28 protein-coding genes are annotated in these 24,220 nt (G+C 46.6%); 18 read left to right on the forward strand and 10 right to left on the reverse strand.

Annotated elements, in window-relative coordinates; translation table 11 throughout:
- Positions 1-474: 474 nt before the first annotated feature.
- The 13 genes from AC4E8B_RS06770 (at position 475) to fumC (ending at position 11,974) form a co-directional block, all read left to right on the forward strand.
- Positions 475-840, forward strand: a complete 366-nt coding sequence (locus AC4E8B_RS06770; protein ID WP_490217820.1) for a cupin domain-containing protein — start codon at positions 475-477, stop codon at positions 838-840.
- An 85-nt stretch (positions 841-925) separates the two neighbouring features.
- The gene (locus tag AC4E8B_RS06775) at positions 926-1,879 is read left to right on the forward strand and encodes a S16 family serine protease (RefSeq protein WP_490217821.1); all 954 of its coding nucleotides are present in this window, start codon (positions 926-928) and stop codon (positions 1,877-1,879) included.
- The gene (locus AC4E8B_RS06780; RefSeq protein ID WP_490217823.1) at positions 1,860-2,480 is read left to right on the forward strand and encodes an HAD family hydrolase; all 621 of its coding nucleotides are present in this window, start codon (positions 1,860-1,862) and stop codon (positions 2,478-2,480) included. The genes AC4E8B_RS06775 and AC4E8B_RS06780 overlap by 20 nt, the downstream gene beginning before the upstream one ends.
- Before the next feature lies 1 nt (position 2,481).
- Complete coding sequence (locus AC4E8B_RS06785) at positions 2,482-3,042, forward strand: GNAT family N-acetyltransferase (RefSeq protein WP_490217824.1); 561 nt, start codon at positions 2,482-2,484, stop codon at positions 3,040-3,042.
- A 182-nt stretch (positions 3,043-3,224) separates the two neighbouring features.
- On the forward strand, positions 3,225-4,439 hold the full coding sequence (locus AC4E8B_RS06790) for an MFS transporter (protein ID WP_490217825.1): 1,215 nt from the start codon (positions 3,225-3,227) through the stop codon (positions 4,437-4,439).
- A 197-nt stretch (positions 4,440-4,636) separates the two neighbouring features.
- Positions 4,637-5,191, forward strand: coding sequence for an RNA polymerase sigma factor SigY (sigY, locus tag AC4E8B_RS06795; protein ID WP_490219546.1), 555 nt, complete (start codon positions 4,637-4,639; stop codon positions 5,189-5,191).
- On the forward strand, positions 5,154-5,510 hold the full coding sequence (locus AC4E8B_RS06800; RefSeq protein WP_490217826.1) for a YxlC family protein: 357 nt from the start codon (positions 5,154-5,156) through the stop codon (positions 5,508-5,510). Before sigY ends, AC4E8B_RS06800 begins: the two co-directional genes overlap by 38 nt.
- Positions 5,507-5,725: a sigma-Y antisigma factor component gene (locus AC4E8B_RS06805; RefSeq protein WP_490217828.1), complete on the forward strand. Its 219-nt coding sequence runs from the start codon at positions 5,507-5,509 to the stop codon at positions 5,723-5,725. The genes AC4E8B_RS06800 and AC4E8B_RS06805 overlap by 4 nt, the downstream gene beginning before the upstream one ends.
- Positions 5,713-5,916, forward strand: coding sequence for a hypothetical protein (locus tag AC4E8B_RS06810; RefSeq protein ID WP_490217829.1), 204 nt, complete (start codon positions 5,713-5,715; stop codon positions 5,914-5,916). The genes AC4E8B_RS06805 and AC4E8B_RS06810 overlap by 13 nt, the downstream gene beginning before the upstream one ends.
- Positions 5,897-6,211 (forward strand): YbjQ family protein, encoded by a 315-nt coding sequence (locus AC4E8B_RS06815; RefSeq protein WP_490217830.1) that lies wholly within the window; start codon positions 5,897-5,899, stop codon positions 6,209-6,211. The genes AC4E8B_RS06810 and AC4E8B_RS06815 overlap by 20 nt, the downstream gene beginning before the upstream one ends.
- A gap of 441 nt (positions 6,212-6,652) precedes the next feature.
- Positions 6,653-8,410, forward strand: coding sequence for an ABC transporter ATP-binding protein (locus AC4E8B_RS06820; protein ID WP_490217831.1), 1,758 nt, complete (start codon positions 6,653-6,655; stop codon positions 8,408-8,410).
- Positions 8,407-10,416 carry an ABC transporter ATP-binding protein gene (locus tag AC4E8B_RS06825; protein ID WP_490217833.1) on the forward strand — a complete coding sequence of 670 codons (2,010 nt, stop codon included), beginning with the start codon at positions 8,407-8,409 and terminating at the stop codon, positions 10,414-10,416. The genes AC4E8B_RS06820 and AC4E8B_RS06825 overlap by 4 nt, the downstream gene beginning before the upstream one ends.
- A 178-nt stretch (positions 10,417-10,594) precedes the next feature.
- The gene (fumC, locus tag AC4E8B_RS06830; protein WP_490217835.1) at positions 10,595-11,974 is read left to right on the forward strand and encodes a class II fumarate hydratase; all 1,380 of its coding nucleotides are present in this window, start codon (positions 10,595-10,597) and stop codon (positions 11,972-11,974) included.
- A gap of 74 nt (positions 11,975-12,048) precedes the next feature.
- Here fumC and AC4E8B_RS06835 read toward each other — a convergent pair whose 3' ends face one another.
- The gene (locus AC4E8B_RS06835; protein WP_009795148.1) at positions 12,049-12,252 is read right to left on the reverse strand and encodes an alpha/beta-type small acid-soluble spore protein; all 204 of its coding nucleotides are present in this window, start codon (positions 12,250-12,252) and stop codon (positions 12,049-12,051) included.
- Positions 12,253-12,542: 290 nt separating this feature from the next.
- Between AC4E8B_RS06835 and AC4E8B_RS06840 the strand changes: the two genes are divergently transcribed.
- Complete coding sequence (locus AC4E8B_RS06840) at positions 12,543-12,800, forward strand: hypothetical protein (protein WP_490217837.1); 258 nt, start codon at positions 12,543-12,545, stop codon at positions 12,798-12,800.
- Between the two features lie 24 nt (positions 12,801-12,824).
- Here AC4E8B_RS06840 and AC4E8B_RS06845 read toward each other — a convergent pair whose 3' ends face one another.
- Complete coding sequence (locus tag AC4E8B_RS06845) at positions 12,825-13,934, reverse strand: ABC transporter ATP-binding protein (protein ID WP_490217839.1); 1,110 nt, start codon at positions 13,932-13,934, stop codon at positions 12,825-12,827.
- Between the two features lie 121 nt (positions 13,935-14,055).
- Positions 14,056-14,952, reverse strand: coding sequence for a PucR family transcriptional regulator (locus AC4E8B_RS06850; RefSeq protein WP_490217840.1), 897 nt, complete (start codon positions 14,950-14,952; stop codon positions 14,056-14,058).
- Between the two features lie 180 nt (positions 14,953-15,132).
- Between AC4E8B_RS06850 and AC4E8B_RS06855 the strand changes: the two genes are divergently transcribed.
- Entirely contained in the window at positions 15,133-15,393 is a 261-nt protein-coding gene (locus tag AC4E8B_RS06855; protein WP_009795152.1) for a metal-sensitive transcriptional regulator, read from the forward strand.
- 15 nt (positions 15,394-15,408) lie between these two features.
- Here AC4E8B_RS06855 and AC4E8B_RS06860 read toward each other — a convergent pair whose 3' ends face one another.
- From AC4E8B_RS06860 to AC4E8B_RS06885, 6 genes are all read right to left on the reverse strand, one after another.
- A complete protein-coding gene (locus AC4E8B_RS06860; RefSeq protein ID WP_490217841.1) occupies positions 15,409-15,636 on the reverse strand; it encodes a hypothetical protein in 228 nt (75 codons plus the stop codon).
- A 69-nt stretch (positions 15,637-15,705) separates the two neighbouring features.
- Positions 15,706-15,921 carry a YheE family protein gene (locus tag AC4E8B_RS06865; RefSeq protein ID WP_490217842.1) on the reverse strand — a complete coding sequence of 72 codons (216 nt, stop codon included), beginning with the start codon at positions 15,919-15,921 and terminating at the stop codon, positions 15,706-15,708.
- 83 nt (positions 15,922-16,004) lie between these two features.
- Positions 16,005-17,126, reverse strand: coding sequence for a YheC/YheD family protein (locus AC4E8B_RS06870; protein WP_490217843.1), 1,122 nt, complete (start codon positions 17,124-17,126; stop codon positions 16,005-16,007).
- Complete coding sequence (locus tag AC4E8B_RS06875) at positions 17,123-18,490, reverse strand: YheC/YheD family endospore coat-associated protein (RefSeq protein WP_490217844.1); 1,368 nt, start codon at positions 18,488-18,490, stop codon at positions 17,123-17,125. The genes AC4E8B_RS06870 and AC4E8B_RS06875 overlap by 4 nt, the downstream gene beginning before the upstream one ends.
- Positions 18,468-19,571, reverse strand: a complete 1,104-nt coding sequence (locus AC4E8B_RS06880) for a YheC/YheD family endospore coat-associated protein (protein WP_490217845.1) — start codon at positions 19,569-19,571, stop codon at positions 18,468-18,470. The genes AC4E8B_RS06875 and AC4E8B_RS06880 overlap by 23 nt, the downstream gene beginning before the upstream one ends.
- Before the next feature lie 12 nt (positions 19,572-19,583).
- Positions 19,584-20,951, reverse strand: a complete 1,368-nt coding sequence (locus AC4E8B_RS06885; RefSeq protein ID WP_490217846.1) for a YheC/YheD family endospore coat-associated protein — start codon at positions 20,949-20,951, stop codon at positions 19,584-19,586.
- A gap of 285 nt (positions 20,952-21,236) precedes the next feature.
- Between AC4E8B_RS06885 and AC4E8B_RS06890 the strand changes: the two genes are divergently transcribed.
- Positions 21,237-22,373 carry a DUF445 domain-containing protein gene (locus tag AC4E8B_RS06890; protein ID WP_490217847.1) on the forward strand — a complete coding sequence of 379 codons (1,137 nt, stop codon included), beginning with the start codon at positions 21,237-21,239 and terminating at the stop codon, positions 22,371-22,373.
- Between the two features lie 88 nt (positions 22,374-22,461).
- Positions 22,462-22,818, forward strand: a complete 357-nt coding sequence (locus AC4E8B_RS06895) for a YlbF/YmcA family competence regulator (RefSeq protein ID WP_490217848.1) — start codon at positions 22,462-22,464, stop codon at positions 22,816-22,818.
- Positions 22,819-23,253: 435 nt separating this feature from the next.
- On the opposite strand, the gene AC4E8B_RS06900 is transcribed toward AC4E8B_RS06895, so the two are convergent.
- Positions 23,254-23,409: a hypothetical protein gene (locus AC4E8B_RS06900; protein ID WP_490217849.1), complete on the reverse strand. Its 156-nt coding sequence runs from the start codon at positions 23,407-23,409 to the stop codon at positions 23,254-23,256.
- An 89-nt stretch (positions 23,410-23,498) separates the two neighbouring features.
- On the opposite strand from AC4E8B_RS06900, the gene AC4E8B_RS06905 reads away from it, so the two are divergent.
- Positions 23,499-24,020, forward strand: a complete 522-nt coding sequence (locus AC4E8B_RS06905) for a D-glycero-alpha-D-manno-heptose-1,7-bisphosphate 7-phosphatase (protein WP_490217850.1) — start codon at positions 23,499-23,501, stop codon at positions 24,018-24,020.
- Positions 24,021-24,220 lie beyond the last annotated feature (200 nt).

Below are 24,220 nucleotides of genomic sequence, written 5' to 3' on the forward strand. Positions count from 1 at the left end.
TTTTCCTGTTTTTTGAGTCGTTAGCCGGAAATTCTCCGTCTATTTGAGCTAGTTTTAGCGTTTTTTCGAAATTAGGGGGAATTTCTCCGCTTATCTTTCAACTTATCACTTATTTCCTGGTCCGGTAACGTCCGCTCTTTTACGGCTGGGCGGGATAGAAAAAAGTTGCTCTTAACTAGCTGAATTTGCTCACCTTTAGTTAAGTCTGAAAACGCCATCGATGACTTTAATCATTGAAACCGCCTCCTGAAAGAGTAATTTATCACCCCATGGCAAAATGGCAGCGATCTATGCGAAAAGAGCCTTTAATTAAGAAGCGGACACTGCCGAGAGTCCGCTTTTTTTATGATTTTGCGGCCGATAAACAAGGGGGTAGGAAGGATTATCAGCTCTTTATCTAGAAGCATAATAAATGGGATGGATCTGACATTTATCTTTGCTGCTAAACACAATTAAGAATTAAGGGAGAGTAAAATGAAGTATTCACCAATCAGTTTTCAAGAAAAGTTTTCGAAATTTGCGGATCTTTGGTCCCCTAAAGTCATTGCTGAAATGAATGATTATCAATTTAAGCTCGTTAAAGTCCAGGGCGACTTTGTATGGCATAAGCATGATGATACAGATGAAGTCTTCATTGTTCTGGAAGGCAGGCTCATCATTGAATTCCGTGACGGGAAAGTGGAGCTGGGAGAAGGGGAGCTGTTTGTCATTCCGAAAAATGCCGAACATAAGCCTTTTGCAGAAAATGAATGCAAAATTTTGCTAGTAGAGCCGAGAGGCGTTATCAATACAGGACAGGAAAAAACAGAGCAGACTGCGGAGAATGATGTTTGGATTTGATTTGAGAATATCAAAAAGAACTTTAGAAAATTCCTGGCTATGGACAAAGATAAAGAAACCAGACCAATGGGGGCAGGGATGGTAAATGTATAAAATTGGTATCTATGCCGGTATCATGGCATTCCTTTTCTATCTAGTATTTTTGCTTCTATACCTTGTTGAAATCATCAATGAATATGCCTTTGTCTTTATGCTGTTCCTCCTGCTGGTGATTCTGCTGAATGTATGGTTTGTTTTCCGCCAAAAACGTAGAAACAGAAATCCAATCACTGTTTCAGCAGTTATCCTCTTCCTCTTGTTCTGCTATGAATTGCCGCTGCTGCTGGTAGCGCTGAGCTCTCCCCCTTCGCATGTCGCTTACGCCTATCAGGAACCGAATGAGGCTTTGAAGGGATCGGGGATTTTTTCGGTAGGGGTCAGAGAATATACGCTGAAAAACCAGAACAGCAAACAGGATGCCAAAAAGATTTTGGCAGCGCAGGGAGTTGACGTGCTGTCCGTTACTGCAGTGAATAACAAAATTAGATATGACAGCAAAAACCGGCAGCTGTTAAAATGGCTTCATCTGAAGAAAGAACCTTTGCTGCAAATGGAAGAGAACGCAGCAGAATACCTGGGAAAAGAAGACGATTGGCTAAGGAGATTTATTCAGCAGCGGGACATTGCTGGTAATAGTGCCGGACTCAGCCTGGCGCTTTCAGGGCTCATTAAAGAAGGCAACTTGGAAAACAGGCAGCCTGTTGCAGTAACAGGAGCGATAAATGAGCAGGGAGAAGTATCATACGTAGGATTGATAAAGGAAAAAATCCGGATTGCTGAAAGAGCCGGGTTCTCCTTCCTGATCATACCGAGTGAAAATGCGGAAGAAGCCGCAGCTGTACAAAAAGAAAACAGCAGAAAAATAGAAATTATTGCTGTTTCACATGTGGATGAAGCTGTTGAGGCTATTGGGAGATTGAATGATGGAGAGAATAAGTCCAGCATCAGGATTTTTCATGATGAAAGAAAGGGTGAGATACATGGACAGCATCATTTTTGATTTAGATGGGACCATCTGGGATTCTATCGATACAGTACTGGCTGCCTGGAACAGTGTCATCACACAAGATGACACTATTGAAAGGGAACTGACACGGAAAGATTTTGAAAGAACAATGGGGCTGCAGATGGATGAAATAAGCCGCAGGCTATTTCCTGATATAACAGAAAAACAGCGGCAGCGGCTGGTCGAGGAATGCATGAAGGCAGAAGCCCGCTACTTGGGAATTCATGGCGGGGAACTTTATGAGCATGTAGAAAAAGTCCTGGAGGAACTTTCGGAGAAATATAAGCTCTTCATTGTCAGCAACTGCCAGGAAGGCTACATAGAGGTTTTCTATAAATATCATAAGCTTGAAAAATATTTTCTTGATTTCGAAAACCCCGGCCGGACCGGCCTTTCAAAGGGCGAAAATATCAAATTGATCATCGAAAGAAACCATCTTTCCAGTCCGGTGTATGTAGGTGACACAGAAGGCGACAGAGAAGCTGCCAGATTCGCAGGCATTCCTTTTATTTATGCTCAATACGGCTTCGGGGAAGTTAGTGAATATGATCAGGAGATAAACAAGTTTGAAGATCTTTTAAAGGTTTTTGGTTGAAATGATCAACTACTTGGGAACACCCCTAATTGAGACCGAAAGACTAAATCTGAGAAGGCTGAAACATTCTGATATCCAAGCCATCTTCGACCGCTGGCTTTCAGTTGAACGCGTAGCAGACAACCGGGTCAGTGCGGCCCACAGGACAGTTTCGGAAACCAGTGCGAAAGTGGCAGATATAGTCGGCAAATATGAAAGGAAAGACTTTTGCTGGTGGGGAATACAATTGAAATCCACAGGAGAATTAATAGGAGAAATTGACATATATGATTTTGATCTGACCACCGGAAACTGCAGCGTCAGCTATTCCCTGGGCTATGAATGGTGGAATAATGGATATGCTACAGAAGCATTAAAGGCGGTCATGGAGTTTGGGTTCATGGAAATGGATCTTCACAAAATATCTGCAGCACATAATACGGATAACCCCGCTTCAGGAAAAGTGATGAAGAAAGCGGGAATGCAGCAAGAAGGAATTGTCAGGCATATGATACAAAATGCCAAAGGGCAGTATAAGGATTGCGTTCTTTACGGTATCCTGAAGGAAGAATTCTTAACATGATTTTTAATGAAGATTGATTGCTTTTCAAACCTGCCCCTCAGATTTATTGATGGTACAGAAATGATTTTTTTCGAAAAAAAATTCACCCTGACCCAAAGGCGCTTAAACAATCATAAGGAGGCATCGTCACTTGTAAAATTCCCTTTTTATCGCAAATTCTAAGATAAAGAGGGGCAGGTTGTATGAAAAGCAAATCTTTCAGGTCTCTTTGGATTGGGCAGTCACTTGCCAATTTAGGAGATGTATTTTATATAGTTGGTTTGATATCCATTTTGTATTCTGTTACCGGGTCTCCGGTGTACCTGGCGCTGCTGCCGTTTTTGAATATGGCAGGGCGGGCGGTAAGCGGAGCAATTTCGCCATTAATGCTCAATAGATACAAACTTAAATCCATGCTTGTCAGCTCCCAGGTGAGCAAGACGCTGGCACTTTTTATTCTTTCTGGCTGGCTTTTGCTGCAAAGCTCTCCGGGAATTCTGTTCGTATTAGTATTGATTTTTGTAATTGCTTTTTTCGATGGCTGGGCACTCCCGGCTTCAGACGCCATGCTGCCAAGGCTGGTGGGGAAAGAAGAACTGATAAAGGCCAACAGCTTTTTAGCTTTATTAAATGAATCTATCCAATTAGGCGGCTGGGCATTAGGCGGCATTTTGACTGCAGCGGCAGGCGGGCAGAATGTCATCTGGCTTACACTAGCTTTTTATGCTGTTTCTTCCCTGATGATGCAGCGTATTAATGATAAGACTCCTTACCTGGTGAATACTGAAAAGCAAAGTGCAGTGAAGGTTCTGCTGGAAGGCTGGATCTTTATATGGAGGCAGCCTGTTCTGCGCAGCCTTCATGTGGTGATTTTAATAGAAGCCATTGCTAACGTAGTCTGGATAGCTGCCATTCTTTATGTGTTTGTTGCTGAAGTTTTAAAAGCAGGGGAAGCATGGTGGGGTTATATTAATACTGTATTTTTCATGGGCTTGATATTGGGCGGGATCATTTGCACAAAATTCTCTCCTGTATTTGAAAAAAACATGAAACTCACTTTGATATCCGCCTCTTTCGGAGTGGCGATTGTGACATTGCTGTTTGGCGCCAATTCACTGGCCTGGGCTGCCTTGCTATTAGTATTTCTCAGCGGGCTTATCCATCAGATCAAAGGCATTATCATGCACACCTATATACAGAAAGTGGTTTCTGCAGAAGAGCTGCCAAAGGTGTTCAGCGCCCAGCATACGCTTGTTTCCCTGGCATTTGGTTTATCAACAGTTTTGTTTGGGGCCGTTGCCGAGTACATCACCGTGGAAATAACTTTTATTATTGCAGGAGTATTATTGGCGTTTTCTGGTTTTTATCTGCTGGCGGTCAGAAAGAGATTCTCTCCGGGCGGCATTTCAGAAAAATAGATTAATGAAGGCTGCATTTGGCACAAATGCAGCCTTTATTTATGCAGCCAGGGCAATTCAAAAATTTTTTTATAAAAAAGTGAACGATTATAGTGACCCCGCCGTCATATGAATGAAAAGAAAATGAACAGCAGCGGAATAGAGCAGGATAAGAGGAAAGCTATCATAAAAGGCCATTGGAAGGAAAGATGTCAAAGATGGAAGACAAAGAGCTCATCAAGGCAGCCAAAAAAGGCGACAAAAGGGCACTGGCCATGCTTTTTAAACAAAATTATCCCTTTCTGGTCAAGTATTTGATCAAGGCAGCTATGGATAAGGACTTGGCAGAGGAGCTTGCCCAGGAAACAATGGCGAAATCCCTCGAAAAAATCCATTTGTATAATGGCCAATCCAAATTTTCTTCCTGGCTCATTTCCATTGCGACTAATTTATATATAGACCATCTTCGCAAGAAAAAAAGGGAAAGAGACTGGCAAGGGCAGGAGCAGTCATGGAGAAAGCTGAAATGGCAGATGGAGAGCCGGAATGAAGAGTGGAATGATGCTCTTGCCGCTCTTGGCAAATTGAAAGACGATATCCGCATAGCCATCGTTTTAAAGCATTATTACGGCTATTCTTATGACGAAATAGGAAACATGATGAAAATATCCCCCGGAACAGCCAAATCAAGGATCCATAATGGACTTGCAGCTGTGAGAAAGGAGCTGGGCCTGCATGAAAGAGAAGCAGAAAATCATACCGCTGGAAAATAAATACGAAAACAAACAGGATAAATTGGCTGCAGCCGAAATTGAAGAAGGGCTTGAGATCCTTGATCAGTCATTTTCTGTTCATACTCCGGAGCTTGAATGGTTTGAAGAGATGGTTGCAGAAAAGCAAGATATGATGCGGAGAAGCTGGAAAAGGGATATTGGCCTGTTCTTTGTGATGGCAGCGGTGATATTAGCAGTTCTGCTTACTACCCTGCACCAGCTGCCTGCCGTCTTTATTGCCATCCAGGCCGCAGCCGGACTATCCATTGCCGGGGCAGGCACATATTATTTTGTCAGGCAGAGGGTGAATGAAGCATGAATGAAGAAATATCCCTTCCGCTTCTTCTTCTTGTTGCGGCCATACTGATCAGCCAAAGTGTTTTTCTCTTTCTCCACGCAAGGAAAAACGGGCATAATTATTGGCTGTGGGGCCTGATCGGACTTATCCAGGCGCCGATGCCGCTCTTGGTATATTTTATTTTTGTCGAGAAGAGCTGGAGGAAAGACAAGGGAGATAAAGAATGGAAAAATTGAAGCAGCTTCTCTTATTTACGGCCCTTGGCGGACAGCTCCTTGGGCTGGCGATGATTTTCGTCAATTTGAAGGCGGCTGTCATATTCTACGCCTCATATGCCATATTAATCATTGCTTTGCTTATCATAGTCGGCTGGGAAAGGAATAAAGAAAAAAAGGAGGAAAATGAGCATGATTATCGTCACTACTGAATTTGTTCCAGGTATGGAAGTGAAAGAATTGAAAGGATTCGTCAGGGGCAGCACAGTTCAGTCCAAGCATATCGGAAAGGATATTCTGGCAGGGTTCAAAACCATTGTCGGAGGAGAAATCAAAGAGTATACAGAAATGATGGATGAAGCAAGGCAAACGGCAATTGGCCGGATGGTGGAGGATGCCACAGCAAAAGGGGCTAATGCCATTATCTGCATGCGCCTTGAAACATCCGCCGTGATGCAGAACGCATCAGAAATCATTGCCTATGGAACAGCAGTCATCGCAGAATAAATAATGTTCAGAAAAATAACAAAAATGCCAATTGACTTTTAATAAGGCGGATGGTAATCTTACAAAGTGGAAAAATTTGAAAAGGGGGCGCATGATCATGATTGTACGAAACGATGTAATCTTGTTAACTGAATACATGCCAGCCTGTCCTTCCCTTGACTTTTTCCAGTAATCATTCATTTTATAATTGATCAGCACAGGCAGCTTTTTGCGCAGCCTGTGCTTTTGTCTTTTTTCCGGACATATCGCCCTGACGCGGTATGTCTTTTTTGTTTCTGTTTTTATATGATGGGAAGACCGGGCATCAGCCTGTTTTCTATATAACTTTAAAAAAGGAGGAAGTTGATTATGCTGTTTTATCAACAAGAAAGGATTGCTATTTCACCTGGAGATCTCGAGGGAGGCTAGCTGAACGGTGTTTCATAGAAAGGAGAGGAAGTAATGTTTTCGATTTTGAAGAAACTGAACTGGTTTTTTAAAGAACATTGGAAAAGATATACGGTTGCCATTATCCTGCTTGCGATTGTCGGGGTTCTTGACGTGATGCCGCCAAGGCTTGTCGGCCAGGCAATCGATGAAATCCATCTGGGCTCGCTGGACAGCAGCATGATTCTGCAGTATCTGCTGATCCTTGGGGGGATTACAGTGGTATCCTACGGGATAACGTATGTATGGATGTATCAGCTTTTTGGCGGTGCCTTCCTGGTCGAGAGGAAGCTGCGGAGAAACTTCATGAACCATCTTCTGAAAATGACGCCGGCCTTTTTTGAAAAAAACAGGACCGGGGACCTGATGGCCCGTGCGACAAATGATTTGAAGGCCATCTCTGTGACGGCAGGTTTCGGGATCCTGACGCTTGTCGACAGCAGCATCTTCATGCTGACGATCCTCTTGACAATGGGCTTCCTGGTGAGCTGGAAGCTGACAATCGCAGCAGTCCTGCCGCTGCCGCTGATGGCTTTACTGATGAAGATATACGGAAAAAGGATTCATGTCCGTTTCATGGAGGCTCAGGATGCTTTCGGCAATCTGAACGATAAAGTCCTTGAATCGGTGTCCGGTGTGCGTGTCATCCGTGCGTACGTGCAGGAGCGTGCCGATGAAGGCCGGTTCCATGACATGACAGAAGATGTTTATGACAAAAACATCAAGGTCGCAAGGATTGATTCCCTGTTTGACCCGACGATAAAAATTATTGTCGGCCTCAGCTATCTGATCGGGCTGGGCTATGGGGCAAATCTGGTGTTCAATCAGGCTATCACGCTGGGAGATCTTGTTGCCTTCAATGTATATCTGGGTATGCTGATATGGCCTATGTTCGCGATCGGCGAGCTGATCAATATCATGCAAAGGGGCAATGCCTCCCTTGACCGTGTACAGGAGACGCTCTCCTATGAGGAGGATGTAAAGGATCCCGGCAAGCCTGCTGATGCAGAGCGGCCGGAGGAAATTGTTTTTGATGATGTCACTTTCAGGTATCCGTCCAGCAGCACTGACAATCTGAAGAGCATTAGGATAAGGCTGGAGCGGGGCCAAACTCTTGGGATAGTCGGAAAAACGGGCAGCGGAAAGACAACCTTCATCAAGCAGCTGCTCAGGGAATATCCCGCCGGGACAGGAACCCTTGCTGTTGCTGGGATCCCAATCTCTGAGCAGTCGCTGCAGAATACAAGGAAATGGATTGGCTATGTTCCTCAGGACCATGTGCTATTTTCCCGTTCAGTGAGGGAAAACATCTTGTTCGGGAACGAACAGGCAGATGAAAGCGACCTGCAGAAGGCGATCGACCTGTCAGCCTTCCGCAAGGATCTTGAAATGCTTCCTGAAGGACTTGAGACCCTTGTCGGGGAAAAAGGGGTTGCCTTATCCGGAGGGCAGAAACAGAGGATCTCGATTGCGAGAGCCTTGATCAAGAATCCTGAAATCCTGATCCTGGATGACTCCCTTTCGGCTGTTGACGCGAAGACCGAGAAAAAGATCATTGGCAATATCCGGTCGGAGAGGGAAGGGAAAACCACCATCATCACCACGCACCGCATGACGGCCGTCCAGCATGCAGACCATATCATTGTCCTGGACAATGGGGGAATTGCCGAGGAAGGCACCCATGAAGGGCTTATGGCAGGGGCAGGCTGGTATAAAGAGCAGTATATCAGGCAGCAGGCCCAGGCAGCTGCAGAAGAGGAGGTGCTGTCATGAAAACCGGAAAACGCCTTTTTTCATATGCACTTGTTTATAAAAAGATCATTCTGGCAGCACTTGCCATGCTGACTGTCGCCGTTGCGGCAGACCTTGCGGGCCCATTCATTGCCAAGAAGCTGATAGACCAGCATATTCTCGGCATTGAATCCGTCTGGTATCAGACGGAAGAGAATGAGGATTCAGTCTCATATAGAGGCCATTATTATACGAGAGAGCAGTACATGGATAAGAGTTCTCCCATGATCGGCCAGGCACGCATCCTCCAGGCCGGAAAAGACTTCATTTTTGTGGAAGGCGACATCCGGTTTGATGGCGAAAGAAGCTATAAGGATGATCTGCTGACCATCACAAAAGGGGAAGAAAGCGAGACGTATGAAGGAGCCAGGCTCCAGGGAGAAGAGCTGTTGAGCTTTTATAAACCGGAAATTCCGCGGATCATACGGCTTCTTGCCTTCTACTTCGGCTTGATTGTCATTGCAGCATTTTTCCAGTACGGGCAAAGATACTATCTGCAGAAGTCTGCCAACAGGATCATCCAGAAAATGCGGGGAGATGTTTTTGGCCAGATTCAGAAGCTGCCTGTCCAATATTTCGACAATCTGCCGGCAGGCAAGGTGGTTGCCCGCATTACAAATGATACAGAAGCTATCCGGGAGCTTTATGTTACTGTGCTTTCAACCTTTTTTACAAGCTTCATCTATATTGCCGGCATCTATACTGCGCTCTTCATCCTGAATGCTAAGCTGGCGGCAATCTGCCTGATTCTCCTGCCGATCCTGTATATATGGATGATTGTCTATAGAAAGTATGCATCCAAATACAATAAGGTCATCAGGACAAGAGTGAGCGATATCAACGGAATGGTAAATGAGTCGATCCAGGGAATGAATATCATTCAGGCCTTCGGGCGCGAGGGAGACACAAGGAAGGATTTCGAAAAGCTTAACACAGAGCATTTCACTTACCAGAACAAGCTGCTCAATCTGAACTCTTTAACCTCCCATAACCTTGTCGGTGTGCTGCGTAATATTGTCTTTGTTGCGTTCATCTGGTATTTCGGAGGCGAATCCCTTAATGCATCTGCTGTCATTTCACTAGGTATGCTGTATGCTTTTGTTGACTATATCAACCGCTTGTTCCAGCCGGTGCAGGGGATTGTCAACCAGCTTGCCAACCTGGAGCAGGCACTCGTGGCAGGAGAGCGGGTATTTGAGCTCCTCAATGAGGAAGGAATCGAAGTGGACGACAGCAAAGTTCCGCGCTATAAAGGCAATGTAGCATTTAATGGTGTCCATTTCGGCTACAAGGAAAACGAATATGTCCTCAAGGATATAACCTTTGAGGCTTCCCACGGCGAAACTGTCGCTCTTGTCGGCCATACAGGTTCAGGCAAAAGTTCCATTATGAATCTGCTGTTCCGTTTCTACGATTGCCAGAAGGGGAGCATCACCATCGATGGAAAGGAAATCACCGGGATGTCGCGGCAGAATCTCAGGAAGCATATGGGGATCGTCCTTCAGGACCCGTTCCTGTTCACCGGGACGATAGCGGAAAACGTCAGCCTCAATGACCCGGCTGTCACCAGGGAGAAAGTCGAAAAAGCCCTTAAAGATGTCGGCGCTGACAAGGTTCTGGCCAATCTGGAAAAAGGGTTCGATGAACCTGTCATTGAAAAAGGAAGCACCCTCTCCAGCGGGCAGAGGCAGCTTGTTTCATTTGCCAGGGCGCTCGCCTTCGACCCGGCCATCCTGATCCTTGACGAAGCGACATCAAGCATTGACACGGAGACAGAGACAGTGATCCAGAATGCGATGGAGGTGCTGAAAGAGGGCAGGACGACGTTCATCATTGCCCACCGGCTTTCCACCATCCGCAATGCTGACCAGATCCTTGTCCTCGACCGGGGGCAAATCGCCGAAAAAGGCACCCATGACGAGCTCATGCAGCTCAAAGGCAGATACTATCAGATGTATCAGCTCCAGCAGGGATCCATGGCCGTCTAGAGAAAAGCACCCTTAATCGGCTGCTCGCTTGTCCATAAATTGAGATGCGGTAAAGCCGGTCCACAGCGGGCCGGCTTTTTGCTTTTCCGAATTCAAATTACTGGAATCGCCAAAATTTTAACATTAAAATGAAGAAATAAGGGAAAGAGCTATAAGGATGAATACAGGAGGGATAAGTATGTCAGATTTCAGAATTGAAAAAGATACTCTTGGCGAGGTAAGAGTGCCGGCTGATAAGTATTGGGGAGCACAGACGCAGAGAAGCAAGGACAATTTCAAAATCGGCACCGAAAAGATGCCTCTTGAAGTGATTTATGCTTTTGCCCATCTGAAGCAGGCGGCAGCCAAAGCGAATCATAAGCTTGGAAAACTGTCAGCCGATAAAAAGGATGCGATTGCCGCTGCATGCACGGAGATATTGGACGGAAAGTTTGATGCACATTTTCCTCTTGCTGTCTGGCAGACAGGAAGCGGCACCCAATCCAATATGAATGTGAATGAAGTGGCTGCGAGAAGAGCGAACGAGATGCTTGCGGAAAAAGGTTCAGAGGAAAAGGTGCATCCGAATGATGATGTGAATATGTCCCAAAGCTCTAATGATACATTCCCGACGGCCATGCATATTGCAGCAATCATTGAGCTGACTGAGCGGCTGCTTCCTTCGCTGAACGAGCTGAAGAAAACAATCAAAATCAAAGAAGAATCTTTTAAGGGGATTGTCAAGATTGGCAGAACCCATCTTCAGGACGCCACGCCATTGACGCTGGGCCAGGAAATCAGCGGCTGGAGGGCGATGCTTGAAAAAAATGAAAAAATGCTGATTGACGCTATCAAGTATTTGGAGGACCTGGCGATCGGGGGAACTGCCGTTGGTACGGGCATCAATGCCGATCCTGATTTCGGGCCGATCACTGCAGAATGGATTTCCGAACAGACTGGCCATCCTTTCCGTTCGGCGGACAATAAATTCCATGCTCTGACAAGCCATGATGAAATTGTTCATGTTCATGGGACTCTGAAAGCTTTGGCTGCTGATCTGATGAAAATCGCCAATGATGTGCGCTGGCTTTCCAGCGGGCCGCGCAGCGGGATCGGCGAGCTTTCGATCCCGGCAAATGAGCCGGGAAGCTCCATCATGCCGGGCAAGGTCAATCCAACGCAAAGCGAAGCATTGACAATGGTCGTGACACAGGTATTCGGCAATGACGCAGCGATTGGGTTTGCTGCAAGCCAGGGGAATTTTGAATTGAATGTTTTCAAGCCGGTCATCATTTACAACTTCCTGCAGAGCATCAGGCTTCTTGCAGACAGCATGCAGTCGTTCAATGAAAAATGCCTTGTCGGCCTTGAAGCAAATGAGGAAGTCATCAAGGGGCATGTAGAAAGGTCGCTTATGCTTGTCACTGCCCTGAATCCGCATATCGGCTATGAAAAGGCCGCAGAAATTGCCAAGCTCGCTTTTAATGAAAATTCCACCCTGAAAGAGGCGGCATTAAAAACAGGCTATGTAACAGAAGAAGAGTATGATCAGTGGGTTGATCCTGAAAAGATGATTTAATAGCAGCAGAAAAGAAAGGACACCATAAACCTGGTGTCCTTTCAGCCATTATCTATTCAATTGTTTAGCTTAAATTAGAATTGAGATCCGCCAAGCTGCTGTTCAGCCATTTGAACAAGACGCTTAGTGATTTCTCCACCAACAGATCCGTTAGCGCGGGCAGTTGTTTCTGCACCAAGGTTTACACCGAATTCGTTAGCGATTTCGTATTTCATTTGGTCTAGAGCTTGAGATACGCCTGGTACTAAAAGCTGATTTGAAGAATTGTTGTTTGCCATGATGAGCACTCTCCTTCGAAAATTTTTTTTTTTGGTGGACTATTTTGGACTTGAACCAAACGGAGCACCATGCATAGTCCGCAGTGGGAGGGGAAGCTGTGCCTGCCGGCTGTTTGCTGTTTGTACTCTCTATTATGGTTGATTACGGCGTGTTTATTCGGGAATAAGAAATGAAATTATTTCCTTTTTAAATTGGTTTTTGATAGTGGTGTCAGGGTTATTTTACATACATAGAGAAAAAGAATGCAGACTATTATAAAGACCTGGAGGAAAAGGAAGGAGGAGCGCCCATGTCAGTGTGCCCGGCATGCAATGGGCTTGAAAATATCAGCCAAAGCTGCCCGAAATGCGGAAACAGAATGGAAGACAGCGGAAAGATCATGGATTTTTATGATGAGTACAGCGCCTATATGCCTGCTGACCAGCTGAAGCTCGAGGATGGGTATCCTGATGATTATAAAGATAAGGAATGCCCCCATCTTCTTTCATGCCTGCATTGCGGAGATGACAAGGTGGCTTTTGTGAAGGAAAAAGAAAACTCCGTCTGATCAGAGACGGAGTTTTTTTATATTCTATTCGTTTTTAGATCTGATGCGGTCTTCTGTTTCAGCATCGAAGAAGTGGGCTTTATTCATGTCGAACGCTAGATCTACCTGCTGTCCTGGCATGATGTCGGTGCGTGAATCAACACGGGCAACAAAGTCCTGGCTGTTGATGCTGGAGTAGATCATCGTCTCTGCACCCGTCAGCTCGGAAACATCGATTTTAGCTGAGATCTTGGAACCCTGGGAAGCATCGATGAATACAGGCTCATCGTGAATGTCCTCCGGGCGGATTCCGAAGACGATGTCTTTGCCGACATATCCCTGGTCGCGCAGGACTTTCATTTTTCCTTCAGGCACGTCTACAGTTGTTTCGCCGAGTGCCAATTTTCCATCCTGAAGCTTGCCGTTGAAGAAGTTCATGGCAGGAGATCCAATGAATCCGCCGACAAAAACGTTTTCCGGTTTTTCGTAAACTTCTTTTGGAGCCCCGACCTGCTGGATGACTCCGTCTTTCATGACTACAAGGCGTGTAGCCATAGTCATTGCCTCTGTCTGGTCATGCGTTACATAGATGGTCGTAGTCTGGAGGCGCTGGTGAAGCTTGGCGATTTCCGCACGCATCTGTACACGGAGCTTGGCGTCCAGGTTGGACAGCGGCTCATCCATCAGGAAAACCTTGGCATCGCGGACGATGGCGCGGCCAAGTGCAACACGCTGGCGCTGACCGCCGGACAATGCTTTTGGCTTACGGTCAAGATAAGGCTCAAGTCCAAGGATCTTGGCAGCCTCGTTTACACGTCGGGCAATTTCGTCTTTTGGAAATTTGCGGAGCTTCAGTCCAAAAGCCATATTATCATATACCGTCATATGCGGATACAGGGCGTAGTTCTGGAAAACCATTGCGATATCACGGTCTTTTGGAGGAACGTCATTGACGCGTTTGCCGTCAATTGAGAAATCTCCTTGTGAAATTTCTTCAAGTCCTGCGATCATCCTTAGTGTCGTCGATTTACCGCAGCCGGACGGGCCAACGAAAACGATGAACTCCTTGTCCTGGATATGGAGGTTGAAATCATCCACTGCCGTCACTTTGTTATCGTAAATTTTATAAATATTGTCTAATTTTAATTCAGCCATCCTAATTCCTCCCCGGTTGTTTTCCTTCTGTTTCTAATAATAAAGGAAAAAGGGAAAATCATCATTGGGAGTTGTGCACAAAAGATGGGCAGGCTTTTTAGTCACATTGTATAGTCTGATCTTAATGGTGCTGATCATTGAGCAGACAGGCAAGGTAAACGGTTACAGCATTATTGAAATCCTTCAGGTTTACGCCTGTTTTTTCCGAGAATTTATCCAATCTGTATTGGAGGGTATTCCGGTGGATGTACAGCTTTTTTGCCGACAGGGTCGCATTGGATCCATTTTCAAGAAAAGCTTTGATGGTGGCCAGCAGTTCCGAATCCTCGGCAGCCGGTCCAAGCAGCTGGGTGTCAAGGCTCTCGCGGAGGCTTGGCTTCATTTCAGCAACCAGACAGGACGGGAAAGCCTTTTCAAAGGATAATACTCTTTCATGGGGCATCAGCCTGAGGGCTCGCCCGAAAAAAACCTTCTCTTCTTCAAAGCCGCTCCGCAAAGGGTCGCCGGCCGGGAAGAGCTTGCCTAAATACACATACATTTTTACGTAAAAATCGGTCTCGAACGCCTGGATGATGGAGCGGAATTCGTCTTCGCCCACATCGACTCCTTCCGGGATGACAAGATGGCAGCGGGTCTTCTTTTCCCACAGGAGGACAATATCCTCAGATAAAAATGCACTCAGCGCCGTTTCAGCATCTTCCTGCTCGAACTCGCTCCCGCCCAATTCGATCTGGGCCATTCTGAAGCGCCCTTCAGCGGCATCAGGCAGGGGTCCGCTGCGGAACAGCCAGTCATGCCACCCTTTGGAACGATGATCCAGCCGGCCGGGAAGGCTTGCAGAATGAAAAAGAGTGCGCAGAAGCCTTAGTTCTTCTTCTGTGATATCACCTGCAGGCACTCCGAACCATTGTGTTTCATCTTTATCTGTAAACCAATAATAATCATGAAAAAAGAAAAAGTCAGGCTCTTCCTGCTGAAGCCTGGAATTCCGGTATAAAGCATGCAGCTTAGTAAACATATATCATTCTCCATATAATTGATAATCGGATAGCTTTCTTTTATTTGCGAAAAGAGATAAAATTTTATTCAAACCTAGATTTAATTATAGCAGGAATATGGCATCAGCAGCCATCAGTCTGCCATACGCATGGCAATTTGCCATTAATCAGTTTGTGAGCAATTGAGGGGTGAAAAATAGATGGAATATTCACAGGAGATGAAGAATCGCCTGAAGCGCCTGGAAGGCCAGGTCCGCGGTGTCATCCGGATGATGGAGGAAGAGAAGCACTGCAAGGATGTCGTTACCCAGCTGTCTGCCGTAAGGTCTGCGGTTGACCGGGCAATGGGCTATATCGTCGCAAAAAATCTTGAAAGCTGCATAAGGGAAGCCAATGAAGAAGGAAGAAATGCAGAGGAAGCCATCCAGGAAGCAGTCAATATGATTGTAAAAAGCAGATAATCAGAAAACCGCAGATCATTGGTCTGCGGTTTTCCCTTCTTTCCTGGACGGAGTCTCTGCAGGCGGCTCCTCGCTTACCAGGGACCGTGCCTGTTCAATATTTGCAGTGCTGTTCCCTTCGTGGACAGATCCTCCTGAGAGTCCTTCATTAATCATGCGCTCAATATCCTGGTATGTTTCTTCTCTGCCTTCATAAAGAGCGTCCTGCACGGTTTCCTTTGATTCTGAATGATTTTCTTTCATAAACAGACCTCCTGGATTTAGTATTATTACTTTCCAGCAAGAGAGCTGATTATGCACAGGCTTTCTTCCTCAGCGGCTGTCATACACATGAAAGAGCATCAATTCATGGATGCCCGATTTAAGGCGGTCCTCATCATCTGGAGGGGGAGGGGCGGCTGTCCATTCAATGCTGCCGTCCGGGTTATAAATGCCGTTGTATTTCTTGTTTTTAAAATAAAAGGAAAAACGCCACCCGGGCATCTGATTATTATCATATAGCGGCTGATACTGAAAATGTGTTAGCATATAAATCCTCCTCTCTCTCCATTGTAATCGTTTTCTGTCCATACCCCAATAAAAAAGTGACGGGCACCCGCCAGGATGCCCGTTCAAAAATCCGCTTTTTCAAACAGTATATCAGCCAGCCTACTGATCCTTCCGGCTTCAATATTTTCTTCATCGAACTTCATCGGCTTGGAATTGATTTCATAGATAACATAGCGCCCATTGCCTGCATAGCCGGCATCCATGGAGAATTCGCCGAACCAGCCCATACCCCTGGACAGTGCTGTACCTGCCTTTTGGACGGCCTCCTGGATGAATTCATCATGTTCAGCGGTGCGGTAATCCTCATATGGAATCAGCCTGCCGCCGTTGGGGATATGCGTGGTGATATCGTTCTCTGATGCCTGCCGGATGCCTATGCCGGTTACCTCATACCTGCCTTCCCGGCCATGGGCAAGAATCCGGAAATCATTCCGCAGTCCGCCCGGTGTGGCAGCATACACGGCTTCCTGTGCAATAAATGCCTGTTCCTCAATGACAGGTCTCCAGCTTTCCCAAAAATGTCCGAAGTCAGAATGCCGGGTCTGTCCGTTCAAGTCTTTCGCCAGGATTATTCCGTCATTATCCAACCCGGCCCTTATTATCCCCTTTCCCTTAGAGCTGCTGTTTGGCTTTACATAAATATCATTATGCTTCATGAGAAATGACTCCAGCTCCCGTCCGCTGCCAATAAGGATGGTATCCGGCAAAAAGCCTGTTAATCCAGAATCTTGTTTTAATCTTGTATAGCATTCAAATTTTTCGAGAAAACAAGGGTTAAAGAAGGGGATCTTCTTAGTGCTGAAAAAGGCAGCAGCATTGCGGAAGCCGCCTGTCTGTTCACTTTTCCTGAAAGGGACCCGGTTGTAGATGATATCCGGAAGGGGGGCAGACACAAGGGACCATGCATCCTGGCCAGGCAGGTAGACGATTCCACCGACTCCATCTCCTGATACATCTTCAGGTGCAAATACAACTGAGATGCCGCCGCGTGACAGCATCTCCCTTTGTATGTCCTTGAATAGCCGGCTGTTGCCTGCCAGTGTGCTTTCCGATTTTCTGCTGGCAAGGATTCCGGCGATGGGACCGCCTGATTCCGGTCTCTTCAGCTGGAGGGCGCTTCTTTCTCCTTCTTCTGGGAAGGAGCTTAGCCACCGTTTAAGTTCCTTGCTTAGCGGGGCGGTCATTTAAAGATTTCCTCCGGGCGGGATATCGCCTGCTCTGTAAGAAATACGGCAAAATCGAGCGACATTTTCCTTGTTAAATAATCGAACTCCTTCAGCTCCGGATGCTTGAAGATACTCCTGCCCGGTTTGGAGTTGGCTTCAAACAGCCATACATTCCCTTTTCGGTCAATCCCGAGATCAAAGCCGATTTCAGCAATGATCCCTTCGAGCTGCGCTTCAAGCACCCTGCTGAGGTCAAGGGCTGCCTTTGACAGCTTTTCTGTAAACTCCTGCTCCATTGCGCGGCTAGTGCACACCTCTGAAAGGGTTTTGATTTCCCCGCCGTTTTTGACATGTGTCGTTACACTGCCGAGTCCCGCAACTTTTGCAGCGACGGCTGTCACCTTCCATTCTCCGTTATCATCTTTGTTCGTGTGAACACGGAAGTCGATTGTGCGCTGCTCATGCCGCAGCAGATGGATGCCCTGCTGGACAATCATGCTGTTCAGGTTGCTGCGCCGAAAAACATGGTGCATAAGTGATTCCAGCGTATGGAATTTTCTCAGCCTGTTTACATCCGCATTGTCCCGATAGCGGCAATAATAAAAACCTTCCTGCCGGTCATAGATCACCTGGCGGATCCCGAGGCCAAGGCTGCCGTTTGCCGGTTTGATATAAACATGGCCATAGTCGCCCAGCATCCGTTCAATCACAGAAAAGGAAGAAAAGGCATGGGTTTCAGGAAGGTAGGGAACTGCCGCTTCCTCTTGCTGAAGGCGCTCTGACACATCGAGCTTATTGAAGAAGCCGGGATTATACCAGGGAATCAGATAGTCCTTTTGCAGGCGGTCTTTGATGCGCTTCAGCTCTGCCAGCCTTTCGGATTTCCTGTTAGGCAGGCGGTCATAGACCACATTGGGAAACGGAAGCTCAACAGTCGCCCAGCCTTCTTTATGATAGATATGGCCTTTGATTGTGCCTGCATCCCAGTCAATATGCTGCTCGCCAAATAAGAACGGCAATGCGCCGACGGCTTTATTGACGGAGAGGAGCTTGGAAAAGAATATCGTCCGTTCACCGATGGGCCTGAGCGGGAAAGGGGTGAATCCTGATGTGAATATGCCGACCAGCGGGCCGATGAAAAGAGTCTCAGCTTCTGAAAATAGATGCAGCGGAATGCCGAGATCAGGGAGCTTCAATTTGGCTGCGAGATCGCTGCTGATGCTTATAATATATTTATCGCCCGGAGTCGGGAGGAATTCAGCATCCTCCGTGCAGGCGCCAAAGGCTATTTTTTCAAGCATCCGGTGTTCGAGCACCTCCCGCGGGCACCAGACGGTGTTTGCTCTTCCTTCTTTGATTTCAATGGGATACTGTTTTCTCATTGTTTTTTCTCCTTTCACCCAGTCCTGCAGATGATAAAAGCTTTCCATATAACAGCGGGGCTGTGTAGAGTGCTTCTTTTTTATCCGGATCAGTTTCCAGGATCACCTTCCGGCCCGGCTTGGAGTTGACATCGAGGATCCAGATGGCCCCATCCCTGGCGACACCGATATCGACGCCAATCTCAAAAAGGGGAGGGAGAGCTTCTTCCAGAATTTCAGGCAGGGTTTTGGAGATATCTTTCAATTCTGCGCGCAGGAACCGGCTGGAGCTGACTTGATTATTTTCCAGCCAGCTTTCAAATGGGGAGACTGCAGAGCCAGCACTCATATTGGAGATGATTCCATTTTCCCTGCCGACCCTCACGCCCCGGCCCATTTCCCTCCATTTTCCTGTTTCATTTTTCTGCAGGAGGATCCTGATATCAAACGGCTGGCTGTTTTCATTGGAAAGAGGCAGATAAGGCTGGAGCAGATAGCAGTTCCCGGATAAAAGCTGCCCAAGCCACCCGGCAGCCTTCTCTTGGTCGGCGAATAGCCGGGAAACCTGTTTTTCTGGAGTATCAGTTTTGATTAACAGGCCATCCTTCTGTTTCTCAAGATAATAAATGCCAGCTCCCTGCGACCCATTGGCCGGCTTGAGAATCAGCGGGCTGCCCGGGGCTGATTGCTGAAGGACCTGATCTGCGGACTCGGCGTGTATGCTTTTGGGGATATATGGGGCCAGCGGCGACTGGGAAAGGATTTTATACAGCTCCAACTTATTGGGCAGGCCGTGGCCAAGAAACAGGGTATCCCTGCGGTTTTTTAAGTAAAGGACAATCGAACGGCATTGCCGGGAGTGCGGATCATTTCCGTAAAAGCACCGGTCATACAGCACGTCCGGAAGGGGAAAGGAGGCTTCTGCCCATTCCTCTGTACTGTGGTCAAATTTTTGTCCTGAAATGAGCTCGGTTCTTGGGTCAATCGTTGAGGGGACAAACCGGAAGCATTCGACCCCGAAGCTCCGGGCCCTTTTGGCAATTTCGGTTGCATAAGCATTCTCGCTTGTTAAGCGGAGGGACATAAATCCCAATGAGCGCATCTTTTCTCCTCCTCAGCTTTTGGCTGTCTGAAAGGACAGCCAAATAAAATATTCAATGAGTGCTTTGGCTGAAGGCCTGATTCTTTGATCGGCTTCCTCAAAATTCTTGGAAGGCTTGGAATTTGCCTCAATGATCCAAAGTTTTCCTTCCTGATCAACGCCAATATCCATGCCAAGCTCCCCGATAATGCCTTCAGATGCATTGCTGATGATCCTTGCCGCTTCTACAGCCAGTTCTTTCATTAATGCTGCCTGCTGAATGGCAGTCGCCCTGTCTGCTGCAAGAGAAAGGGCTTTGACCGGTTTCATTATTTCACCGCCGCGGGCAATATTGCTGACAAATTGCTGCTCTGCGGAAATCCTTGCAACTGCTGATGTGGCACGCCAGCTGTTTTGCGGCCCTTTATGGCATAACACACGAAAATCCAGCTGCCTTCCATTCAGGCCGGCCAGCCGGATCGGCTCCTGGACCAAATACATCCTCTTCCTGAGCTGGGGTTCGAACCATTTGAAGAAAGCAGCACAATCCGGAAAGGATTTCCGTGCCTCCGCCGTGCCGCCAGACGAGAACGATGCAGAAAGCTTGTTCTCAGCTAAGGAGAGCCGGATAATGTTTCTGCCCTGGCTCCCGTTCACCGGCTTGATAAAAGCTTCATGATATTGGCGGAGCATATCTTCCAGTGTCCGGACGCCAAGAAGATGTGTTTCGGGGAGATATGGCTTCATATGCTCCTCCCCTGCGAGAATATCATAGACCTGATCTTTTGAAAGAAAGCAGTCATTGAACATCGGGATGCCCAGCTCCTGCAATTTATATTTGAAATTCCCGAAATACTTGCCGGACTCAAGCTTCCGGGAATGGATTCGATTGTAGATCACGGTTGGGAAGGGGACAGGCTCCTTCACCCAGCGGCCATCCCGCCAGCAATAGCCGCAAAGGCCGCTTTCTAGAAAGTCTTTTATATGAAACACATAAAACAGTCCGCCAAATTCCTCTATCCCTGCCTGCAGCTCTCCGCAAAAGGAGTGGACAGACCGGAAGTTCACTTCTTCATTTTCTTCATTGGCCTCTGTCATCAGGCCGATGACGGGGCCTGCAACAAGGCGTCTGTCCCCTCCGGCATACTGGACAATCAGGCGGATTTCTTCGACTGCCAGCTGAAAAAAGCTGAACAGGCCGGAATCCATATGAATCTCATCTTTTGGAATTGAAGCAGGCTCTACTGCAACCAGGCGTTCCTTTTTGCCTATTTTTAACGTTAGATCCCGGTCCGCATCAAGGCTCCAGTAATGATAAAGGGAATGGCTGACTTTAATCGCGTCTTTATCCTGAAACATTTTCCCGGGAACAAACGTAATAGTTAAATAAGACAAAGACATGGAAATTCCCCATTTATAAAATTTATAAAAGCGCCGGCATCCAACATTCCCGCGGGCATCCCGCTCTGCTTCGGATTTGTAAAAAACCGGGGAATTAGCCTATTATAAGGAGTAGGCCGCTTTTTGATTTTCCGGTTCAGGAATGGCGGCAGGTTTATGGTATGATGAATGTTGTTTTAGGCGGCTGCTGATAGGCTATCATATGTAAAATGGGCAGAGATGTGCTTATCGCAGCTATATTCGATACACCTTAAAACGAGAAGGAAGGCAGTTGAATACAAACTTATGCAAACTGGATTAACGATATTATTGATGGTCGTTGTGGGGGCTGTGATAGGAGGACTTACCAATTCACTTGCCATCATGATGCTTTTCAGGCCCTACAAGCCGCTGTTTCTTGGAAAACGCCAGATTCCTTTTACTCCTGGATTGATTCCCAAACGAAGAAGCGAACTCGCAGAGCAGATGGGCAAAATAGTTGTGAACCACCTGCTGACACCAGAGAGCATCAAGAGGAAATTCATTAATGGCGATTTCCAAAAAGAAGCTGAAAATCTGGCAAAGAAGGAATTTGCCCGCCTATTGAACACTGATAAAACCCCTGCTGAGCTTCTTGGCAGAATGGGATTTGAAGATGGCAAAGCGAAGGCAAGCGAACAAATTGATTCTTTTATTGAAAAGAAATACGAAGCACTGATGGATAAATACCGCCATAAGCCGTTAAAAGAGGTGCTGGCTCCTGAGCTCCTCGCCAAGGCGGAATCCCGCATCCCTGTCATCAGTGAATATATTGCTCAGAAGGGTGAAGATTATTTTTCAAGCATTGAAGGAAAAATGAGGATCCAGCGCCTGGTTGACGATTTCGTCAAGGGACGGAGCGGAGTACTTGGGAATATGCTTCAGATGGTTATGGGCAATGTCAATCTTGCCGATAAAATCCAGCCTGAAATCATTAAGTTCCTAAGAAGCGAAGGCACAAAAGATATGATTTCCGCCCTTCTCCAAAAAGAATGGATGAAGGTGCTCGACTGGGAAGCGGCAAGGATCGAAGAACAATTTGAACGAAAAAATATCATAAAATCAATCAAGCTGTATGTCCGCAAAATCATTAAAGCCGATGACCTGATGGATACTCCGCTCAGCAAACTGGCAGAGCCATTCACAGAGAATCTTGTCGAGAAAGCTGTGCCGGGATTGGTAGGCATGGCCGGAGAGTGGCTTTCAAGCAGGATGGACATCATTATGGAAAGGCTGCACCTGGCAGACATCATCAAGCAGCAGGTTGAGAGCTTCTCGGTGGAACGGCTGGAGGAAATGGTGCTGTCGATCAGCCGGAGAGAGCTGAAAATGATTACCTACCTGGGCGCACTCCTTGGCGGAATGATCGGGCTCCTGCAGGGCTTCCTGGTTTTATTCATCTGATGGTGATAAAGTGGCTTCCTCGCAATCTTATTTATAGTTTGTTATAGTGGAGTGGATTGTCCAAACCGAAAAGGAGTTGTTAGGCAAAATGGCAGTAAACTTACACGATTCAGCGTACGAACTTGAGAAAGCAATTCGTCAGAGCGATGAATATACGAATTTGAAAAAAATCTATGATGAAGTCAATTCTGATGAATCTGCAAGAACCATGTTCGAAAACTTCCGCAACATCCAGATGGAGCTTCAGCAGAAGCAGATGTCCGGCCAGGAAATCTCCCAGGAAGAAGTGGAGCAGGCCCAAAAGACGGTAGCACTCGTGCAGCAGCATGAATCCATTTCTAAACTGATGGAAGCAGAACAGCGCATGAGCATGGCCATCACTGAACTCAACCAAATCATCATGAAGCCTTTAGAAGAGCTTTACGGCTCTATGGAAAATAACTAGGCTGATTTTTCAAGGGGCGCCCATGGCGCTCCTTTTTTTACCAGATAAGAAAGTATATTTTTTAAAATTCGATTACTGTCTTGCTGCTGCGCTTACACCCTCGAGGTCACAAGCCAATCCTCCCATAAAGGCTAAGAACGTCTTTTTCGGAAAATAAGAGCCGCGGGCCGGTTTTTGCAGAGTTGCTAATAAAAGCTGAAAGTTGCTAATATACTGGAAAAGTTGCTAATAAATTGAAAAACTTGCTAATAAAAGTGGAAAGTTGCTAATAAAATGAAAAAGTTGCTAATAAACCCAAAATGAAGCTGCGAATAAACACATAAGGCTGCACATCAACCAAAAAAACACCAAAAACACCAAAAACACCGCAAATAAACGCCAGAATTCCATCCGCAACACAAAAACAGGACCTCCAGCCGGGGGTCCTGTTCAATATCACATAGAAATATTCACTTCTGATTGCATTTCTTCATTGTCTGCTGATTTTTTTCCATGAAGGATATAATAAAGCCCGAGTCCAATCAGCACAAATGGATCCATTTTGTTCATGCCCATCATATCAATATCAGCACTTTGGAATCTATGTTTCAAAAATTTAATTTTACCGGCTGAGCTGCGTTTATATCTCCCTCAGCATCGGATACATTATAAATAGAGGGAAACGAAAGGAAGATGACAAGATGAAGAAGGCTATTTTCCTGGATAGAGATGGTGTATTGAATGAGGTACTTTCCCATCGGGTTAAGTTTGTCAACAAACCTGAGCAGCTGTTTTTGCTTGAGGGGTCTGCCGAGGCAGTGGCTTTATTTAATAATGCCGGCTATGAAGTGTTCGGCGTGACCAACCAGGGCGGCGTCGGCCTGGGCTTTATGAAGGAAAAAGATCTTCACAGGGTCCATGAACGCCTGCAGGAGCTTATTGAAAAAAAGGGCGGACATATCACAGAGGTCGCATATTGTCCCCACAAACCGAAGGCAGGCTGCGAATGCCGAAAGCCGAATGCGGGAATGATCCTGGATCTGGCGGAAAGATATGATATCGACCTTTCAGAAAGCTTTATGGTGGGAGACCATGAACGGGATATTGAAGCAGGAATCAAGGCCGGGTGCAAAACAGCTTTCATCGGTTCAGGCCCGACAAAAGCGGATATCCAGGCAGATACCTTATGGCAGGCAGCAAAGCCGATTCTTGACATGCAGTAGAAAAGCCGCTTGGGGGTAAGCGGCTTTTTCTTGGAGATTAGTAAAGTGCTTCGATCACTGTCCAGCTCCAGCGGCTAGAGCCTCGAGTCATAAGCCACGCCAGAATTAAAGGCAAAGAACGCCTTTTATTCTGGCGCGTCTTATGCTTGTCGGCTCTGGGCAAGCCGCCTCCGCTTTTCTATCTGTCCAGCTCCGGCTCC

The sequence above is a fragment of the Bacillus sp. SRL543 genome (assembly GCF_984799205.1).